The 19,683-nt window shown below is 58.5% G+C and carries 12 protein-coding genes and 2 pseudogenes; 8 read left to right on the top strand and 6 right to left on the bottom strand.

All coding sequences use genetic code 11. The features are described 5' to 3' along the window. Window positions 1-4 precede the first annotated feature (4 nt). Window positions 5-970: an HlyD family secretion protein gene (locus FQ185_RS28795; RefSeq protein ID WP_149420393.1), complete on the top strand. Its 966-nt coding sequence runs from the start codon at window positions 5-7 to the stop codon at window positions 968-970. 207 nt (window positions 971-1,177) lie between these two features. Here the strand turns inward: FQ185_RS28795 and FQ185_RS28790 are convergent, their stop codons facing one another. From FQ185_RS28790 to FQ185_RS28775, 4 genes are all read right to left on the bottom strand, one after another. Then, window positions 1,178-2,599 carry an efflux transporter outer membrane subunit gene (locus FQ185_RS28790; protein WP_149420392.1) on the bottom strand — a complete coding sequence of 474 codons (1,422 nt, stop codon included), beginning with the start codon at window positions 2,597-2,599 and terminating at the stop codon, window positions 1,178-1,180. Next, entirely contained in the window at window positions 2,596-5,778 is a 3,183-nt protein-coding gene (locus FQ185_RS28785) for an efflux RND transporter permease subunit (protein WP_149420391.1), read from the bottom strand. The genes FQ185_RS28790 and FQ185_RS28785 overlap by 4 nt, the downstream gene beginning before the upstream one ends. Before the next feature lie 15 nt (window positions 5,779-5,793). Beyond that, window positions 5,794-7,047 (bottom strand): multidrug efflux RND transporter periplasmic adaptor subunit MexE, encoded by a 1,254-nt coding sequence (mexE, locus tag FQ185_RS28780; RefSeq protein ID WP_149420390.1) that lies wholly within the window; start codon window positions 7,045-7,047, stop codon window positions 5,794-5,796. A gap of 307 nt (window positions 7,048-7,354) precedes the next feature. Next, complete coding sequence (locus FQ185_RS28775) at window positions 7,355-8,272, bottom strand: LysR family transcriptional regulator (RefSeq protein ID WP_008156370.1); 918 nt, start codon at window positions 8,270-8,272, stop codon at window positions 7,355-7,357. Window positions 8,273-8,541: 269 nt separating this feature from the next. On the opposite strand from FQ185_RS28775, the gene FQ185_RS28770 reads away from it, so the two are divergent. The 4 genes from FQ185_RS28770 to pgm all read left to right on the top strand — a co-directional run bounded on the left by FQ185_RS28770 (window position 8,542) and on the right by pgm (window position 14,837). Next, complete coding sequence (locus FQ185_RS28770; RefSeq protein ID WP_149420389.1) at window positions 8,542-9,564, top strand: zinc-dependent alcohol dehydrogenase family protein; 1,023 nt, start codon at window positions 8,542-8,544, stop codon at window positions 9,562-9,564. A 563-nt stretch (window positions 9,565-10,127) separates the two neighbouring features. Beyond that, window positions 10,128-11,618, top strand: a complete 1,491-nt coding sequence (locus tag FQ185_RS28765) for a hypothetical protein (RefSeq protein ID WP_149420388.1) — start codon at window positions 10,128-10,130, stop codon at window positions 11,616-11,618. A gap of 40 nt (window positions 11,619-11,658) precedes the next feature. Next, on the top strand, window positions 11,659-13,059 hold the full coding sequence (locus tag FQ185_RS28760) for a PLP-dependent aminotransferase family protein (protein WP_149420387.1): 1,401 nt from the start codon (window positions 11,659-11,661) through the stop codon (window positions 13,057-13,059). Window positions 13,060-13,190: 131 nt separating this feature from the next. After that, a complete protein-coding gene (pgm, locus tag FQ185_RS28755) occupies window positions 13,191-14,837 on the top strand; it encodes a phosphoglucomutase (alpha-D-glucose-1,6-bisphosphate-dependent) (RefSeq protein ID WP_149420386.1) in 1,647 nt (548 codons plus the stop codon). A 153-nt stretch (window positions 14,838-14,990) separates the two neighbouring features. Here the strand turns inward: pgm and FQ185_RS28750 are convergent, their stop codons facing one another. Further along, the gene (locus FQ185_RS28750) at window positions 14,991-15,686 is read right to left on the bottom strand and encodes a pirin family protein (RefSeq protein ID WP_149420385.1); all 696 of its coding nucleotides are present in this window, start codon (window positions 15,684-15,686) and stop codon (window positions 14,991-14,993) included. Between the two features lie 236 nt (window positions 15,687-15,922). Here FQ185_RS28750 and FQ185_RS28745 point away from each other — a divergent pair, with 236 nt between their 5' ends. Continuing rightward, window positions 15,923-18,397, top strand: a complete 2,475-nt coding sequence (locus tag FQ185_RS28745; RefSeq protein ID WP_149420384.1) for a UvrD-helicase domain-containing protein — start codon at window positions 15,923-15,925, stop codon at window positions 18,395-18,397. 61 nt (window positions 18,398-18,458) lie between these two features. Here the strand turns inward: FQ185_RS28745 and FQ185_RS28740 are convergent, their stop codons facing one another. Then, on the bottom strand, window positions 18,459-18,731 hold the full coding sequence (locus tag FQ185_RS28740; RefSeq protein ID WP_008156356.1) for a DUF1652 domain-containing protein: 273 nt from the start codon (window positions 18,729-18,731) through the stop codon (window positions 18,459-18,461). 265 nt (window positions 18,732-18,996) lie between these two features. Here FQ185_RS28740 and FQ185_RS28735 point away from each other — a divergent pair. Both FQ185_RS28735 and FQ185_RS30905 read left to right on the top strand, forming a co-directional pair. Next, a pseudogene (locus FQ185_RS28735) lies at window positions 18,997-19,224 on the top strand (DUF4440 domain-containing protein); the annotation flags it as partial. Next, window positions 19,223-19,528 (top strand): annotated as a pseudogene (locus FQ185_RS30905) (polyurethanase); the annotation flags it as partial. The pseudogenes FQ185_RS28735 and FQ185_RS30905, both read left to right, overlap by 2 nt. Between the last annotated feature and the right edge of the window lie 155 nt (window positions 19,529-19,683).

Raw genomic sequence — 19,683 nt, 5'->3', positions numbered from 1 at the left:
TGCGTTGAAGAAAATCCTTTCCCGAGCGGTGACCGCGGCGGTGGTATTGCTGGCTTTTGTGCTGGGCTGGTTTGCCTGGGAACATTACACCCGCGCACCCTGGACCCGGGACGCCCGTGTGCGTGCCGATGTGGTGACCTTGTCCGCCGATGTCGCGGGGCGCATCGTCAGCCTGGGCGTGCAGGACAACCAGCATGTCGACAAAGGGCAATTGCTGTTGGAGATCGACCCGGCGCGCTACACCCTGGCGGTGGAACATGCCAGGCGTTCGGTGGAAGTGGCGAAGGCCTCCCTCGGGCAGTCCGAAGCGACGATTGTCGCCAGCGGAGCACTGCTCAGGCAGCGTCAGAGCGAAGAGCGCCGACGTCGGACTCTCAAGGAACGCGCCGCGATTTCTGGCGAGGAGTGGGAAAAATCCAGTACGGACGTGGCAGTGGCGCAGGCCGAGTTGCTGCGCAACCAGGCCAACCTCGGTTTGGCTCAGGCCAATGTCCAACTGGCCATCGCGGCATTGACCCAGGCTGAGCTCGACTTGCAGCGCACCCGCGTTGTATCGCCCGTCAGCGGTTACGTCACCAACCTGCTGACCCGTCAGGGCGACTATGCCACCGCCGGTGGCGCGCTGTTGGCGCTGGTGGACAGCGACTCGTTTTATGTCAGCGGCTATTTCGAAGAAACCAAACTGCCACGAATAGAGGAGGGCGACCGTGTCAGGATCGAATTGATGAGCGGCGAAACCTTCGGCGGCACGGTGCAAAGCATTGCCTTCGCGATTGCCGATCGCGAGAACATACCCGGGGGGCGCCTGCTGGCCAACATCAACCCCAGCTACACCTGGGTCAAACTCGCGCAACGGGTGCCCGTGCGGATAGAGATCGACGCCGATTACGCTGCTAAAAACCGGCTGCGTGCCGGGACCACTGCCACGGTGACCGTTCAGGCAACGCGCAGGACTGAAGATCACCGCTAACCCTGTGGGAGCGGGCTTGCCCGCGATAGCGGTGGATCAGCCGCCATCAATGCCGAATATGCAATCGTCATCGCGGGCAAGCCCGCTCCCACAGGGATTGTGGTGGGCTCAGCCATGTCGAACAGGCAAAAAAAACCCCGCGACCGAATGAGGCGCAGGGCTAAAAATTTGGTTGGTTGCGGCCAACCAAAGGAACTCGTTAAAACATTACTTGCTGGCGACCGTCTCTGGTTGCCAGCCACCGCCAAGTGCTTTGTAAATTGCGACAATGCCGCGGTACAAATCGACTTCGGCCTGAGCCTGAGTGTCTTCAGCCGCCAGACGTTCACGCTGGGCGTCGAGCAGGACGAGGAAGTCAGCGGTGCCTTCGCGGTAGCGAATTTCAGCCAGGTCGGCAGCAGCGCGACTTGATTCGCTCTGGCGGATCAATGAGATCAAGCGTTGCTGACGCTTGCCGTAGTCACTGAAGGCGTTTTCTGATTCTTCCAACGCCAGCAGTACTTGCTGCTCGTAAGTCGCCAGGGCGCCTTCGGCATCCGCATCGGCGCCACGCAAACGGGCGCGCACACTGCCCAGGTCAAACGCGGCCCAGGTGATGCTTGGGCCCAGTGCCCAGGCGTTGGCTGCCGCAGAACCGATCTGCGAACCGCGCCCGGCGGTGAAACCGAGGAAGCCGCTGAGGCTGACCCGAGGGAACAAATCAGCTTTGGCCACGCCGATACGGGCAGTGGCGGAGGCCAGTTTGCGCTCGGCGCTGAGAATATCCGGGCGACGTTGCAACAGTTCACCCGGATCGCCGATTGGCAAAGCTTTGGCGATCGCTGGCAAATCTTTCGGGCTGAGATTGACGGTCAGCTTGTCCGGACGCTCACCGAGCAGGGTCGCGATACGGTTTTTCTGCCGCACCTGCTCAGCCTGCAATTGCGGCACGCTGGCTTCAACGGACGCCAGACGCGCATCGGCGCGGACCACATCGAGCTGATCGCCGACGCCGGCATCACGCAGGCTTTCGGTGATCTTGCGCGATTCTTGCTGGTTGTTCAGGTTGGCCAGGGCAATCTTTTCCCGCAGTTGCGCGCCGCGCAGTTGACCGTAGGCGTCAACCAGTTCGGCAATCATGGTGACTTGCAGTTGGTACAGATCGGCTTCGGCCGCTTGCTGTTCGGCGTCGCTGGATTCCAGATTTCGCTGGATGCGGCCGAACAGGTCCAGTTCCCAGGCCATGTCCAGACCCAGGTCATAGCGTTCGCTATTAACCCGTTTGGTGGTCTGGCCCGGAATCTGACCTTTTCCCAGATCACTGCTGGCGCGGCTGGTGATGGTCGGCATGGCGTCATTGCTGACGTCGTCGCGAATCGCCCGTGCTGCTTTCCAGCGAGCGAAGGCGACGCGCAAATCACGGTTGCCTTGCAGCGATTGCGTCACCAACTGATTGAGAGTCGGGTCTTCGAACTGCTGCCACCAGATGCCTTCGAAGCGTGCGCGGTCGAAGTTTTTCTGACCGGCAGCGCCATCGGTGGCGGTGGTGATGTTCGCCGGCTCAGTGGCTGGGGTCTTGTAGTCCGGGCCGACGGCACAGGCACTCAGGGCCAGTACCAGAAGGCTCGGCAGGAAGGCTTTCAGGCTCATTGTTGCGCCTCCAGTTTCAGGGCCTTGGCCGCTTTGCGCTTTTCACCGCGCTCCACAAAGTTACGAATCAGTACGTAGAACACTGGCGTCAGCAACAGACCGAAGAAGGTCACCCCGAGCATCCCGGAGAACACCGCCACACCCATGGCGTGACGCATTTCGGCACCGGCACCGCTGGAGAACACCAGAGGCACAACACCCATGATGAACGCGAAGGAGGTCATCAGGATCGGGCGCAGACGCAGGCGGCAAGCTTCGAGCACCGCCGCGAGCGGGTTCATGCCTTCGTCCTCCTGTTTGTCCTTGGCAAACTCGACGATCAGAATCGCGTTCTTACAGGCAAGCCCCACCAGTACGATCAATCCGATTTGGGTGAAGATGTTGTTATCGCCTCCCGAAGCAATCACACCGGTAATGGCCGACAGCAGGGTCATCGGTACGATCAGGATCACCGCCAGGGGCAGGCTCCAGCTTTCGTATTGAGCCGCGAGTACCAGGAACGCCAGCAGTACACAGAGCGGGAATACGAACAGTGCGGTGTTACCGGACAGAATCTGCTGGTAGGTCAGGTCGGTCCATTCGTAGGTCATGCCGTTCGGAAGTTCTTCCTTGAGCAGTTTCTCGATGGCTTTTTCGGCCTGACCGGAGCTGTAGCCGGGGGCTGCCGCACCGTTGATTTCCGCGGTGATGAAACCGTTGTAGTGCATCACGCGGTCCGGACCCGAGGTGTCGCTGACCTTGATGAAGGTCGCCAGCGGAATCATCTCGCCTTTGTTGTTACGCACTTTCAGCTGACCGATCTGGTCGGGCTCGAGACGGAACTGCTGTTCAGCCTGAACGTTGACCTGATAGGTGCGACCGAAGCGGTTGAAGTCGTTGGCATACAGCGAACCCAGGTAGATCTGCAGGGTGTCGAAGATGTCGCTGACGGCCACGCCGTGGGTCTTGGCTTTTTCGCGGTCAATCGCGGCATCGACTTGCGGCACGTTCACGGTATAGCTGGTGAACAGGCCTGCCAGCTCCGGCACGTTGTGGCTTTTGTTGATGATGTTCATGGTTTCCTTGTACAGCTCGTCGTAGCCCAGGTTGCCCCGGTCTTCGATTTGCAGGCGGAAACCACCGATGGTGCCCAGGCCTTGTACGGGGGGCGGCGGGAAGATCGCCATGTAGGCTTCCTGAATCCCGGCGTACTGGCCGTTCAATGCACCGGCAATCGCACCGGCGGACATGCTCGGGTCTTTACGCTCGTCGAACGGTTTCAAGGTAACGAACACGATGCCGGCGTTAGGGCTGTTGGTGAAGCCGTTGATCGACAGGCCCGGGAAGGCCACGGCACTTTCCACGCCAGGCTGTTTCAAGGCCAGGTCGGACATGCGCTTGATCACGTCTTCGGTACGGTCCAGGCTCGAGGCATCCGGCAATTGCGCGAAGGCCACCAGGTATTGTTTGTCCTGGCCGGGTACGAAACCGGTCGGGGTGTTGGCGAAACCGAAGAAGGTCAGCACCATCAGGCCTGCGTACACCAGCAGGGCGATACCGCTGCTGCGGATAACCCGGCCCACGGTGCCGACATAGCCGTGGCTGGCCTTGTCAAAGAAGCGGTTGAACGGACGGAACAGCCAGCCACCAAAGATCTTGTCGAGGACCTTGGAGAAACGGTCTTTCGGCGCGTCATGGCTTTTGAGCAACACAGCCGCCAGGGCAGGCGACAGGGTCAGCGAGTTGAACGCCGAGATCACGGTCGAGATCGCAATGGTCAGGGCGAACTGCTTGTAGAACTGCCCGGTCAACCCGGAGATGAAGGCCGCCGGGATAAACACCGCACACAGCACCAGTGCGGTTGCGATGATCGGTCCGGTCACTTCACGCATCGCACGTTTGGTTGCTTCGACCGGCGTCAATCCCAGTCCGATATTTCGCTCGACGTTCTCCACCACCACGATGGCGTCGTCCACCACGATACCGATGGCCAATACCAATCCGAACAGCGACAGGGCGTTCAGCGAGAAGCCGAACAAGTGCATCACCGCAAACGTACCAATCAGCGAAACCGGCACCGCCACCAGCGGAATGATCGACGCGCGCCAGGTTTGCAGGAACAGGATCACCACCAAAACAACGAGGATCAGTGCTTCGAAAAGGGTGTGAACCACCGCCTCGATGGAACCGCGCACGAAGATCGTCGGGTCATAGACGATGCTGAAGTCCATGCCTTCCGGGAAGTTCTTCTTCAGCTCGGCCATTTTCTCCCGAACGTCGTTGGAGATCTGGATCGCGTTGGAGCCTGGGCGCTGGAAGATCGGGATCGCCACCGCCGGCTGGTTGTTCAGCAAGGAGCGCAGGGCGTATTGGCTGGAGCCAAGTTCGACACGGGCGATGTCTTTCAGGCGAGTGATTTCACCATTGTCGCCGGAGCGAATGATGATGTTCTCGAACTCTTCTTCAGAAACCAGACGACCTTGGGTGTTGACCGACAGCTGGAACGCAGTGGCATTCGGCGCGGGGGGCGCACCCAGTGCACCGGCAGCCACCTGACGGTTTTGTTCACGGATGGCGGTCACGACGTCGGTGGCGGTCAGGTTACGCGAAGCGGTCTTGTTCGGATCGAGCCACACACGCAGCGAGTAATCGCCCATACCGAACAGTTGCACGTCACCGACACCGCCCAGACGCGCCAGCTCATCCTTGATATTCAGCAGGGCGTAGTTGGACAGGTAGAGCATGTCGTAGCGTTTGTCCGGCGAGGTCAAGTGCACAACCATGGTCAGGTCGGGCGACGCCTTGTCCACGGTGATACCGATGCGCGTCACTTCTTCTGGAAGTTTCGGCTCGGTCCGGGTCACACGGTTCTGCACCTGCACCTGTGCGTTGTCCAGGTCAGTGCCCAGCGCAAAGGTGATGGTCAGGGTGATCTTGCCGTCAGCGGTGGATTGCGAGGACATGTACAGCATGTTCTCGACGCCGGTGATGGCTTGCTCCAGTGGAGCGGCCACGGTTTCACCGATGACTTTAGGGTTGGCACCCGGGAAGTTCGCACGAACCACAACGGTCGGCGGAACCACTTCCGGGTATTCGCTGATCGGCAACTGGAACAGCGAGATGGCGCCGGCGATCAGGATCAGCAGCGAAAGTACCGCTGCAAAGATCGGCCGTGAAATGAAGAATTGGGAAAAATTCATCGGAGTTGTTGTCCCTTAACCGCGTGGAGTCGCGGCAGCCAATTTCACAACCGAACCCGGCGCGACCTTGGCAGGTGCGACTTGGGGCAGGTTGCTGGCTTCCAGCGCTTGTCGTTGTTGAGCCAGAGCGGCGAGGGTTTGTTCACTGGCCATCGGGATCACTTCAGGGGTGACCGGCGAGCCAGGGCGAACCCGTTGCAGCCCCTTGACGATGACGGTGTCGTCCTTGTTCAGGCCGCTGCGCACGATGCGCAAACCTTCGATCTTCGGACCCAGTTCGACCGAGCGGTAAACCGTTTTGTTGTCGGCATCCATCACCAGCACAAACTTTTTACCCAGATCGGTACCGACCGCTTCGTCGTTGATCAGCACGGCGGAATAGGTGCCGCTACCGACCAGTTTCAGGCGGGCATACAGGCCTGGGGTGTAGGCGCCGTCGCTGTTGTCGAACACGGCACGACCGCGGATGGTGCCGGTTTTCGGGTTGACCTGGTTGTCGACGAAGTTCATCACGCCCTGGTGTGGGTTGCCTTCTTCGTTGGAGAGCCCGAGGTAAACCGGAGTCGTTGCACCGCGTTTGCCTTGGCGAGCGAGTTGGGTGTATTTGAGGAACACACGCTCGTCGGCGTCGAAGTAGGCGTAGACCTTGTCGGTGGACACCACGCTTGTGAGCGCGGTGGTATCGGCGGTCACCAGGTTGCCGGCGGTGATTTCCGCACGGCTGACGCGACCACTGATTGGCGCGGTGACGCGGGTGAAGCTCAGGTTCAGTTTGGCCAGGTCCAGTTGCGCTTGAAGGGCACCGACAGCGGCGCGGGCTTCTTGCGAAGCGCTGGTACGCGAATCGGCCAACTCGGCGGAAATCGCATTGCTGGTGCGCAGGCGCTCACCGCGTCGGGCTTCGTTCTCGCTGCGGGTGGCGTTGGCGCGGGACTGGGCCACCAGCGCTTCGAGGCGACGGACTTCAGCCTGGAACGGGCGAGGGTCGATCTGGAACAGCAGGTCGCCTTTTTTGACCAAGGCGCCTTCAGTAAAAGCGACTTCATCGATCTGGCCGGAGACCCGTGGACGAATTTCTACGGTTTCGGGCGCTTCAAGGCGCCCGGTGAATTCGTCCCACTCGTTGACCGGTTGTTCCAGCACCCTGGCCACGCTGACCTTGGCTGCGGGCATAGTGGCGGCCGCGTCCGGAGTCTTGCCGCAGGCGCTCATCACCAGCACGGCCAACATGGCCAACGGGAAGCGCAAATGTTTGAGTGATTGTTCCATGGATGCATCCGCCAATGAATTGAGAATGGGCGGATGATGAGCGGCAGGGCGGAATCGGACGAATCGAATGAGGTAAAGGTAACTATCATTCGGAATGATATAAGACCGAATCAAGCCCTCTAGCGTGCACCTTTCGTTAGGTGGCTATCAATTCGGTTAATGACAATACAGTGTTGCGGGGAATGCAAAGGTTAAACGTGAGACCGAGTCGCTGCCATCGCGGGCACGCCCGTTCCCACATCACCACAGATCCAATGTGGGAGCGGGCTTGCCCGCGAAGAGGTCACAGCCTCATACACAATCAGGCTCAGGCCAAACTATCCGGGTCACCAAAGAACATCTGAATCCGAGACCGCAACCAGCGCTCGCCCGGATCATTATCCTGCGACCCACGCCAAGCCATGTGCAGTTCGAAGCTGCGCACCGGCAACGGCGGGTCTTCAGCCCGCACACCGCCAGCCGCTGTCAGCGCTTCAGCCGTGTAATCGGGCACGGTCGCGACAATATCAGTGCCGCTGATGAGCGTGCTCAGTCCATTGAACTGCGGCACCGCGAGCACCACATGACGCTTGCGCCCGAGCTTTTCCAGCTCTTCATCTATAAAGCCGCTCAGGTCACCCGCGAACGACACCAGCGCATGAGGTCGCGCGCAGAAGTCGTCCAGGCTCAACGGCCCTGGCACCGTGTCGGCCCGCAACAGCTTCGGCATGCTGCGACGCAGCACTTTGCGCTTGGCGTTGGCCGGCAGATCAGCGGTGTAGCTGACGCCGATGGAAATCTCGCCCGAAGCCAGCAGGCTTGGCATCAGGATGTAGTTGGCCCGACGCACGACCAGCACGATCCCCGGTGATTCAGCGCGCAGACGCTTGAGCAGCATCGGCAGCAGGGCGAACTCGACGTCGTCCGACAGACCGATGCGGAACACCGCGGTGCTGGTGGCCGGGTCGAATTCGGCCGCACGGCTGACCGCAGTGGAAATCGAATCCAGTGCCGGGGAGAGCAGGGCGAAGATTTCCACTGCCCGGGCGGATGGTTCCATGCTACGGCCGGTACGCACGAACAATGGGTCATCGAACAGCCCGCGCAGGCGCGAGAGTGCCGCGCTGATGGCCGGCTGACCGAGGAACAATTTCTCCGCAGCGCGGGTCACACTGCGTTCGTGCATCAATGTTTCGAATACGATCAACAGGTTCAGGTCGACACGACGCAGGTCATTACGATTCATCTGGAGTCCTGGCAGAGTCAGCAAACTTGACGTGAGCGGCCATATAAGAACAATGGCCGGCATGAATCTTACGGGGAAAGACTGGTACTCTGCACCGAGTAATTCAGTTTTCCTACAAAGGCTGCTTCGGTTTCTTACGACATCTGCGGATGTCACCGGCGCTGCGGAATCAATGACAGGCATGTCGACTATTAATAGCCACTGATAGTCTTGGGTAGAAAGCCCAGATAGAGTTCAGGGCATTAGAGGTTTCTTTGACGAGGTTTGCGATGTCACGCACGATTCGTTTTCACAAGTTTGGTCCAGCCGAGGTGCTCAAATGCGAAGAGCATGCGGCCGCTCTCCCTGCGCCGGGCGAAGTGCAGGTGCGCGTCGAAGCGATTGGCATCAGCTGGTACGACATTCTCTGGCGCCAGAACCTGGCTTCGTCCCACGCTCGTCTGCCTTCAGGCCTTGGCCATGAAATGGCTGGCATCGTCACCGCCGTCGGTGAAGGTGTCGATGATCTGGAAATCGGCGACAAGGTCGCCAGCTTCCCGGCCGAAAGCCCGAACGACTATCCGGTCTACGGCGAGCAGATTGTATTGCCGCGCTCGGCACTCACCCGTTACCCGGACGTGCTCAGCCCGATTGAAGCCAGCGTGCACTACACGCCGCTGTTGATCGCCTATTTTGCTTACGCCGATCTGGCACGGGTCAAGCCGGGGCAATTCGCCCTGGTGACCGACGCCAGCCACTGTGCCGGTCCTTCGTTCGTACAACTGGGCAAGGCCCTGGGTGTACGGGTGATCGCCGCGACGAAAACGGCGGATGAACGTGAATACCTGCTGTCCCTCGGTGCCGAGAAAGTCATCGTCACCGAAGAACAGGACTTGCTGATGCAGATCAACAAGATCACCGACAACCGTGGCGTCGATGTGGTGTTCGATGGTCTTGGTGGCCCGCAGATGTCGTTGCTCGGCGATGTGCTTGCACCTCGCGGCAGCCTGGTGCTGTATGGCCTGCAAGGGGGCAACCAGACTCCGTTCCCGGCCTGCGCCGCGTTCCAGAAGAACATTCAGTTCTTTGTGCACTGCATCGGTAACTTCACGGGCAAGCCGGAATTGGGCATCATCCAGGACCAGGTCGCACTGCAACGTGCCTTGCGCGACATCAACCAGCTGACGGCGGACCGCGTGCTGCTACCGCTCAAGACCCGGGTCTTCCCGTTTGCCGAGTTTGTCGAAGCCCATCGCTACATGGACGAATGCCCGTGCCGCGAAAGGGTTGCACTTCAGGTCGAACCTGCGTAACTCCTCCCGACAAGAGTCCGTGCCAGCACGGACTCTTTCGTTTTCAGCATCCCCAAAATGAGACGTCCCATTGATCTGTCGGTGGGTCAGTTCAGCAACTGAACTGGTTTTTGCTCTCAATCTGTATCTTCTAATCAATTTATAAGCCCTGATAATTGGATGATTACTTTCATCTCAAGGAACGAGTCATGGCTGGGTATCAATCTGATACTTTTCAATGCGCACTATTGATCCATCTCGAACAAATAGTTCGTCATTACGCAGTTGCCGAAAAACGATGGACAACTTCTTTCTTTATTTCTTGTACTAAATGTCTGTGGGACGCTGTCGGACATTTCCTAGGATGTCGCATCAGGCCGCAAGACACCGACCCTGTGGGGCTGCGCGGCAGTTTGCCTCTGGCCAGAGCACAGGTGATTTCCAATCATTTCAAATAATTCCAAAAAACTTAAGTGTTAGCATTCTCCAATAAAGTCCAGTACTTCAATCGTGTCAGGCAACCATTGGCGCAGTGAATCGAATTGTTGCGCGATATTGAACTTACGAGCATCAGGTAAATACAGATGACCCATATCCATGACCAAGCGATGAACTATGTCTACCAGCAAGTATTGCAGCGTTTGCTCAGTTTCTTTTCGCGAGCCGAACGCACGGCATTACAGCTCATGATTCAGCGCCTGGTGGTCGCCGCGGGCGGGATTGAGCGTATTGGCGATTACAAGGTGCTGGCGATCCAGTCCGGTTCCCGTGACAGTTGCTACACCCTGGCGCTGCTGCGCGCCGCACAACTGAGCATTGCCGGCCGGGCACCTGCGACCTTTCAGTTGCGGGTAGCCTCCTTACGCTTGAACGGCTCAAGCGCGACGGCCCTGGACAATATCCATCGCAGCTATAGCGCCTTGTTCCTCTATGACGACCCTCGGGTCGAACTGCTGATGGTCGATAACCGGGAAGTCCTGGCGTTCAACCACCTCGCGCCTATCTCCGAAGCCGGCCGAGAGGCGAATCGGCTTAACCTGCTCATGGTCGGCCATCGTCGCAACTGGAACGGCCCCCTTGATCTTTGGGACGACGGATTTCTGGCCACCGGCGAGTTCTATGGCCAGATCGCCCGCTGGGACAACGGCGTCGATGCATTGGTCTGTAGTGACACACCTCGCCAGCAGAAGCGGTTTCTCGACGGATTGAATCGAGCCGCAACCAAGGCTGGGCTCAACCTCTCGAGTCACAACGAAACAGGTTATGAGCAGCTGTTCATGCTGCTCGATGAACTGGGCAGCGACTGCTACCGAGGGTTTTATTCTGAGCATGGTCAGGCGCAATGGCGTCCGGCCGAACGGTTTGAAGCCTGTCGCCGCACTACGTTCATCGACATTCACGACATGTTGGTCAGCAATCTGGAAGAGCGTTGGCCACTGCTCACCGAATTTCTCGGTTTTCAATCTGACGAGCTGGCGGCTCAGCTCAGCGACAACGACTACGTCAGCCTCTCGATCTGCGCACATCTTCGAGGTTTGCAAGCGTGCTTCGTGCATGGCCGCAGCTACGAGGCCGGCGTTGCCGATTACCTGCAACGGGCCTTGGTGATGATGCGCCGCAAACGACTGCCGGAGCGTTTGTGCGAGCAAGCGATGGAGGCGTTTGGCAACTCGGCGACGTTGACCGACCAGCGCGCACTGGCAGCGGCCGAGGCACAAAAATACCTGGGCTTGAGCGAGGCACAGCTGGTATGTCTGCTCTTTTCTCCGTTTGTCGAGAATGGCGCGGCGCTTGAGCTTTTTCTGCGCCAGTGCCACCCCGGTATGCTCGTGGCGATGCCTGAATTGCATCGGGCAATGCAGGGCAGTCCGGTTCCGGAGCAGGTGTTGCAATGGATGGTCGACGTCAGCGGGTTGCCGGTCAGCCTGATTGGCAAGCTTTATCGCATGGGTCCGGTTTCTGCGCAGGGGAGCAGGGAGCCCGGGTCGGAAATCGTCGGCGCGGATTTGCAAACCGACGTAGTCGACTATGACGATGACACCGCTGTGGCGGGTGAATGGTCAGCGGAACGTTGACAGTGCCGGGTCTGACCGACTCCGTATTCGGCTCTTACCCATGAAAGGGCCACGAGAAACCGATTTCGCGTATCAGGCGGTTTACCGATATCTGACCCAGCTGATCAGCGAGCCGGCCAATGACGCTCGAGTCCGTCTGCCTTCGTTACGACAGTTGGCCGACCGTTTGAGCGTTTCGATTTCTACCATTCAGTACGCCTATTCGCTGCTGGAGAAGGAAGGGCGTGTCTATTCGGTCGCCAAGTCCGGTTACTACGCGTTACCGGTGTCATCCATCAACGCACCCGGCAGCGGCAACGACTTGCTCGAAACCGTCTATGTCAACGCCAGACGTCCCGCCATGCTGGTCTTGAGTGCCGATGAACCGGCGTTGTTGCAGCCTCTCGACAGTCCCTTGTTGCTGCTGGAGAGAGAGTTGCTCCGCCAGTATCCGCGTCAGCCGCATTCGTCTTCGCAACATTGCGGTGAACTGGAGCTGCGAACTGCGCTGGCGGCGCGCTACACCACCTCACCATTGCGCTGTTGGCATGCTGATGATGTGTATATCGGCGCAGATTTGCGCGGCGTCCTGGAAATATTGATCGGCGTGTTGAGTCTCAAGGGCGCCACGGTCGTGGTGGAGTCGCCATGCGACTGGGTGATTCTGCGTTTGCTCCAGGCCGCGGAGGTGCAGGTGATTGAGTTGGCAGTGCAGGCCGACGGAGGCCTGGACTTCGATCAGCTCAAAGAACTGCTGGAGGCCAGGCCGGTACGACTGGTGATGGTTTCATCCTGGCTGAACATGCCGCGAGGTAGCCTGGCACCCGTCGACAACAAGCGATCCATTGCGCAGTTGCTGGAGAGGCATGGCAGCTGGGTGTTGGAGAACGACTGTTACAGCGAACTCGGATTCGAGCCCGATGGCCAGCGGTTTCGCGATCTGCTGGACCCCGACAGGCTGATCATGTTTTCCACTTTCGAAAAAGTGATTGGTACGGAAGCGCCTTACGGCTATTTGCTTTCGAGACATCTGCGGGTCGAACTGCAACGGCACTTTCTGTTGCGTTCCTTCCACCTGTCGCCGATTCGCCAGAAAGCCATCGCTCGCTTGTACAGCAATGGACGTATCGATCAGCATCTTCAGGTGTTGCGGCGATTGCTCAAGGATCGCAAGGTGCAGATGACTCAGCTGTTGCAGGAGCGCCTGGGCGATGCCTTGCACTTCGTCGAGCCTCAGGGTGGGGCGACGATCTGGGTGCGCTCCCTGCGCCAGGTCGATGTGCGTCGGGTATTCCAGCGCCTGCTCAAGCACCAGGTGGTGATCGCCCCGGGAGAACTGTTCAGTCTCCAGGGCTTGCACGCGCAGCACTTGCGCCTGAGTCATACCTTTGCCGGCGACCACGATCTGGCCGCCGCGCTGGGTTTGTTGGGGGATGCCTTGCGTCTGGAATCGATCGACTAAGCAGGACCCGCCAGCGTCGGGATTTATAACATTGCGCTGCAGATCGGTCGGGATCGATAACGTCGCGCTGCGGTCAAACTGCCAGTAAACTGCTTTCCTATTCCTGAACCACTCTATTTCAGAGGTTTTGCATGACACTCAGTCCTTTTGCGGGCAAACCGGCACCGGCAGAACTGTTGGTCGACATCCCGCGACTGGTAACGGCTTATTACTCCGGCCAGCCCGATGCCGCGATCTCCACCCAGCGCGTCGCCTTCGGTACGTCCGGGCACCGGGGCAGCTCGTTCGACCTGAGTTTCAACGAATGGCATGTTCTGGCAATCAGCCAGGCGATCTGCCTGTACCGCGAAGCCCAAGGTATCGATGGCCCGCTGTTTGTCGGCATCGACACCCATGCGCTGTCCACGCCGGCCGGGGTCAGCGCTCTTGAAGTGCTGGCGGCCAATGGGGTAACGGTGATGATCGCCGAAGGTGACGAATACACCCCGACACCGGCCATTTCCCACGCTATTCTCTGCTACAACCGCGGGCGCACTTCCGGCCTGGCGGATGGCATCGTTATCACGCCGTCCCACAACCCGCCGCAAAGCGGTGGCTACAAATACAACCCTGCCAACGGTGGCCCGGCCGATACGCACATCACCAAGTGGATCGAAGCCAAGGCCAATGAGCTGCTGAGCAACAAGCTCGCTGGCGTCAAGCGCATCAGCTATGAGCAGGCCTTGAAGGCCAGCACGACTCATCGTCACGATTACCTCAACACTTATGTCGCCGATCTGATCAACGTGATCGACTTCGACGCCATTCGTGACGCCAAGCTGCATCTGGGGGTCGACCCGCTGGGCGGAGCAGGGGTGCGCTACTGGTCGGCGATTGCCGAGCATTACCGCCTGGATCTGGAAGTGGTCAACAAGCAGGTCGATCCGACCTTCCGCTTCATGACCGTCGACTGGGATGGCCAGATCCGCATGGACCCATCGTCCACTCACGCCATGCAAGGTCTTATCGGTCTGAAGGATCGTTTTGACGTGGCATTCGGCTGCGACCCGGATCACGACCGCCATGGCATCGTCACCCCGTCCGGTGGTTTGCTGGCGCCGAACAACTACCTTGCGGTGTCGATCGATTACCTGTTCCAGAACCGTCCGCAATGGCGCGCCGATGCGGCCGTGGGCAAAACCGTCGTCAGCAGTGGCTTGATTGATCGCGTCGCCAAACGTCTGGGTCGTCGCCTGTACGAAGTGCCGGTCGGCTTCAAATGGTTTGCTGACGGTCTGTTTGATGGCTCTCTGGGCTTCGGCGGCGAAGAAAGCGCCGGAGCTTCGTTCCTGCGCAAGGACGGCGGCGTCTGGTGCACCGACAAGGATGGCCTGATCCCGGCACTGCTGGCGGCAGAAATGACCGCCCGCACCGGTCGTGACCCAAGCCAGGCCTATCGCGCCTTGACCGACGAGCTGGGCGAACCGTTTTCGGTACGGGTCGACGCCAAGGCCAATCCAGAGCAAAAAGCACTGCTGAGCAAATTGTCGCCGGATCAGGTCACCTCGACCCAGCTGGCTGGCGAGGCGATCCAGAGCATCCTCAGCCACGCACCGGGTAACGACCAGGCGATCGGCGGCCTGAAAGTCATGACCGAGAACGGTTGGTTCGCGGCGCGTCCATCGGGCACTGAAGACATCTACAAGATTTACGCGGAAAGCTTTGTGAGTGATGACCACCTCAAGCAATTGGTCGCGGAAGCTCAGACACTGGTGGACGGCGCTATTTCTGCGAAGTGATTGAGGGCCTCTTCGCGGGCAAGCCCGCTCCCACAAGGCTCACGCAAAACCCTGTGGGAGCGGGCTTGCCCGCGAAGCGTCAGTGCTAACAGCAAAGTACAAAAAAGGGGCGACCATGACGGCCGCCCCTTTTTTTGCCCTTTATTTAACCGATCAAGCCAAATCCACCAGAACGATTTCACTGTCCTCAATAGCGGTCACCCGCAACACCTGCTCATCGGCAACCGCGACACCGTCTCGAGCTTGTGCACGCAAGCCATTGACTTCAATCACACCGGTAGCCGGAACCAGGTACGCACGACGGCCACTGTCCAGACGATACTCGGCAGACTCACCGGCCTTCAGGTTCGCCGCCACCAACCGCGCATCGGCCCGAATCCGCAGGCTTTGATCGTCGCCGGCCTTGCCGCTGGCCAGTGTCACGAAACCTTCACGCTGACCTTTCGGGAAAGGCTTGGCGCCCCAGGCAGGTGCCGAACCGGCTTCATTCGGAATAATCCAGATCTGAAAGATCTTGGTCTCGGTCGCTTCCAGGTTGTACTCGCTGTGGGCGATCCCGGTACCGGCGCTCATGACCTGAACATCGCCCGCTTCGGTACGACCCTTGTTGCCAAGGTTGTCTTCGTGGGTAATCGCGCCTTCACGGACGTAGGTGATGATCTCCATGTCCCGGTGCGGATGTTTTGGGAAACCGGTGCCAGCGGCAATCACGTCGTCGTTCCACACTCGCAGGTTGCCCCAATTCATGCGTTTCGGGTCATGGTACTCGGCGAACGAAAAGTGGTGATGTGCATCCAACCAGCCATGGTGGGCGCCGCCCAGGGAGTTGAAAGGTCTGAGTTCGAGCATGATCGTCTCCTGAATAGTGGGCTAATGGCGAGCATCATCTATCAGCCACTGATCGATAAAAAGCGTAAAAAATGCCTCAATACGATCGAATAAACTGATATCAAATAAACTCGAAAGGTTCTCACCCAGCCTTCACTTCATCGCTTAAGCCAATGACCTGTAAGCATTTCACTAGAACTAAAGGGCAAATGAAGACACCATAGCCCCAACAGCCTCACACCCTGGAGTCAGTCCGCGTGCCGCAACACAACCCCGATCTTCCTCCCGAACTTCGTCCCTTGGCCGAGATGCCACTGTTCAAGCGTCTGGCCGCCAGGTTCTTTGGCCATGGCCTGACCCGACTGCGCGCACAACATCGCGCGTCCTGGCTGCATGGCCAGGCCGACGGCTTTCGCAGTGGGCACAGCGCCGGGGTGGATTACGGCTATAAGGAAGGCAAACTCGAAGGGCTGGAAGAAGGTCGGCAAGTCTTGCGGATCCGCGATTCGCGTTCCGCCGAGCACCGGCCACCCAACGTTGATGACAACCTGTTCGACGACTGGCGCCTGCCCTTGAGCGCCGAGTTGAAGAAACGCATGAAGGCCGATGTCGCCCGACTGCTGCCACCTCACGCCCAGCCTAGCGTCGCTCAGTGGAAAATGATCTTCAGCGATACGCCTTCGACGTCAGTGATCGCTGGCGCGGGTGCGGGCAAGTCGACCACGCTGGTGTTGCGTATTTTGCTGCTGACCCATTATCTAGGGTTCGAGCTGAGTTCGATGACCGTGGTCACCTTTACCCGTGAGTCGCGCAAGGACTTCATCAATAAACTGATCGAGCTGTTTGCGCTCTGGGGGCGGGCACTCAGTGTCAAAGAAGCGCGTGATCTGGTGCGCACCTTCCATTCGCGAATTCTGCCGATGGTACGCAGCCTGCCGGGCTTCGAGCGGTTGCAAGCGTTCGAAAACCTCAGTCACCGTCCGCAAAACGGTGATGAAGAGGTCGACAGCAATCCTTTCGACCTGCGCATCAACGACGCCCAACGGCATCAACTGAACGCCTGTTATCACAACCTGCACACTCGCGATGAGCGTTTCCGCGAGTTGGTCAAGCCATTATCCCGCCACGCCTTGCAGCTCAAGGAGCTGGAGCGCGATCACCCGGACGTGCAAAAACGCATGGCCGTGACAGAACTGGCTGCCAAGCGTGATGAAGAACTCTGCGATGCGGTTGAAGACTTGTGGTTTCGTGCCGGAGCCTGGCCAATCAAAGGGATTGAGCCGAATCGTCAGTCATTTGATATCAACGGCTCAACGTTTCATTGTCATGGTTATATTCCGAGCCTGGACGCCTGGGTGGTGCTGGGGTTCGACCCTCGGGAAAACCCGCAGGTCAGTCGTCCTGGCGCCAGGCTCACCGTGCGTGCGGAGTGGGCGGTCAAGCGCACTCTGTTTCAAGCTTTTTGTCGTAAGCCATTGATATGGCTTGATAGTTACGAGTCTTCAAAGCGAGTACTGAAATCGCTGGCCGGCGACGCCAGTGCGGGACCAGGCTTCGATTACAAGGTCAAGGGCGAGCTCGGGTCCGCACCATTGCTGGATTGTTTTGTTGCTGCGGCCGGGTTTATCGAGAACCTCGGGCTTGATGTTCCGAATGCCGTAAGCCAGATGAGTTTCGCCAAGGATGACCCGGACCGGTTTTTCTTCGAAGCCTTGAGCCTGTTCTGGCGCGCGCTGGAAGATCATTTGCTTGATCAAAAACCACCGGTGATGACCTATAACCGAATGTTCGCCTTGTTCAGTGAGCATTCGCCGGAAAACCTGAAACTGTTGAGCGACGACCTGCTCCGGCCTCTGTCGCATCTGATGATCGACGAGTTTCAGGACGTATCGCCGCAGATCGTTTCGTGGATCCGCGCCAGCCTGGCGGAGATCCGCAGTCGCGGGCCGGCCATGCACGTTGGGCGCGGCGCTCAGCGCTCGTCACTACTGTGCGTGGGCGATGACTGGCAATCCATTTATGGCTGGCGCGGCAGTTCGCCGACTTACTTCATGGAGTTCAACAAGGAATTTGCCTCGCCCAGCACCACCAAAGTCATGCTCAGCGACAACTACCGCAGCCATCAGCACATCATTGACGCCGCCGAACATATCGTTCGTGCTGCGCCGGCGATCGCTGGCAAAAAGGCAAAGGCCAGCGGCGAACACAATGTATTGCTGCCGGTGAACATCCTCGACCGGAATGATCAGGACTTGGCCAAACGTCTGATCGAGCACTACCGGAGGGGTGATTCAATCTTGATGTTGTATCGAAAAAGCAGCGATAAGCTATTGATTGAAGAGCATATTCAGTCGGTAGTTAATGTGGATTCGAGTTTGCCGTATGACGCCCGGCGGCTGAAGCAACTTACCTATCACAGCGCCAAGGGCCTTCAGGCTGATGCCGTATTTCTGCTCGGAGATTGCCAGCACCTGACCAGCTCACCTTATAAAAACCAGGTTTACCGCATGGCGGGACTGGGCAAGGCTGGCGACACTGAAGCTTACGACAACGCGCAGAAGGACGAGATTCTGCGACTGGCTTACGTAGGCATCACCCGGGCGGCGAGCCATTGCTACTGGTATGTCGATGGCCAAGACACCCAGGCAGCGAATATGCCCAAGGCCTCCGACCGGATTGGCAGGGGCAAACCGTTCTTTGCCGATCATCGAGAGAGTAAAGCTTCAGCCTGAGCTGTTGCTTTGCGCATAAAAAAGCCCACATGACGTGGGCTTTTTGCTGGGTGTCGGGCCTTCAGGCGTAACTTCTGAGGGCCGCTGGCGGAATAAAAGCTTCAAGCTCATCTTCCACCGCTTCGATTATTCGCTCTACATCCGCGGCATTCATTACCGTCGCGCAAGGAATACCGGCGATGGCGATCATGGTCTCGCCACTGGCACGGTCAAACAGACGGGCAATCATGCTGCCCGGCGCGTCCATGCTCGCCTCGAATCCCATGGGATGAAAATGCCAGCGCATCAGCTGGCAGGCGTTTGGAAAGGTGACCTTACTGAACCCTTTATTCATTGTATTACCCGCCTTCTTCATCGAGCGCTTCCGTTAGCTCATGGTAGGAGGGAAGAGCCTTCAGTGGCTCAACCGGTGACTGCCTTTAAAAGTAGCATCCGGATGTGAAAATAATGTGGATTTTTCAGGCCATTTAGCGATTGGTTTAATTTTTTTTGATGCGGGTCACGATGAGCTGGTTTTTTCGGCGCTGGGACAGGACTCATTGACCATTGAAGCCGGGACAGAACTTCGGCGAGCTCAGCGTTTTCTCGTCGAGTCCTTTATGCCCACTGATGACGATGGTCCGCAGCAAACCCAGGCCACGGGCGAGACAGTCATGCAGTATCACCTGCGCTGGAAGCACCGGGATCTGGATGGTGTCATGGCGCTGTATCACCCGGATATTCAGCACAACGACTTTTTCCAGAACCGTGTGATGGGGTTGGGCGAACTGCGTGAATACGTGCGCAGCAGCATGCCCCGAGAGCCCGATAAAGCCCTTGAGCACTCATTTGATCGGCGACAGTGGCAACGACGTGTTTGTTGGCGGAACGGGTAATGACCTGATGGAGTCGGGAGGCGGGATCGATAACGTTCCTGTTCAGCGGCGCGTTTGGCCAGGATCGGTTGGTGGGCTATGAGGCGAACGACAAACTGGTGTTTCTCGGGGTTCGGAGTGTGGTGCCGAATGATGACTATCAAGCGCATGCGACGGGGGTGGGGCATGACACGGTGCTGACGTTTGGGCGGATTCGGTGACGCTGGTTGGGGTTGGGCTTGATAGTTTGTCCAGTGGAGGGTTTGTTATCGCCTGAGGGTGATGCGATGCCTGTAAGGGCCTCTTCGCGAGCAAGCTGAACTGGTCAAGTAAATCCGGACACCGGTTACGGTGCTTATGCCGCTTTTTGCTCCATAGCTATTGGCGACAGGTAGTTGTTGTAGCTGTGGAGTCTGGTGCGGTTGTAGTACA

The sequence above is a fragment of the Pseudomonas sp. ANT_H12B genome (assembly GCF_008369325.1).
Classification (GTDB): Bacteria; Pseudomonadota; Gammaproteobacteria; order Pseudomonadales; family Pseudomonadaceae; genus Aquipseudomonas.
Note: the sequence above shows the minus strand (reverse complement) of the source record. Positions and strands in the feature narration are given on the sequence as shown.

Coding starts and splice junctions, on each gene's coding strand:
- FQ185_RS28790 (WP_149420392.1), bottom strand. CDS start 2,599: ATGAGCCTGAAAGCCTTCCTGCCGAGCCTTCTGGTACTGGCCCTGAGT.
- FQ185_RS28785 (WP_149420391.1), bottom strand. CDS start 5,778: ATGAATTTTTCCCAATTCTTCATTTCACGGCCGATCTTTGCAGCGGTA.
- FQ185_RS28770 (WP_149420389.1), top strand. CDS start 8,542: ATGTCACGCACGATTCGTTTTCACAAGTTTGGTCCAGCCGAGGTGCTC.
- FQ185_RS28740 (WP_008156356.1), bottom strand. CDS start 18,731: ATGAATAAAGGGTTCAGTAAGGTCACCTTTCCAAACGCCTGCCAGCTG.
- FQ185_RS28750 (WP_149420385.1), bottom strand. CDS start 15,686: ATGCTCGAACTCAGACCTTTCAACTCCCTGGGCGGCGCCCACCATGGC.
- FQ185_RS28775 (WP_008156370.1), bottom strand. CDS start 8,272: ATGAATCGTAATGACCTGCGTCGTGTCGACCTGAACCTGTTGATCGTA.
- mexE (WP_149420390.1), bottom strand. CDS start 7,047: ATGGAACAATCACTCAAACATTTGCGCTTCCCGTTGGCCATGTTGGCC.
- pgm (WP_149420386.1), top strand. CDS start 13,191: ATGACACTCAGTCCTTTTGCGGGCAAACCGGCACCGGCAGAACTGTTG.
- FQ185_RS28765 (WP_149420388.1), top strand. CDS start 10,128: ATGACCCATATCCATGACCAAGCGATGAACTATGTCTACCAGCAAGTA.
- FQ185_RS28760 (WP_149420387.1), top strand. CDS start 11,659: ATGAAAGGGCCACGAGAAACCGATTTCGCGTATCAGGCGGTTTACCGA.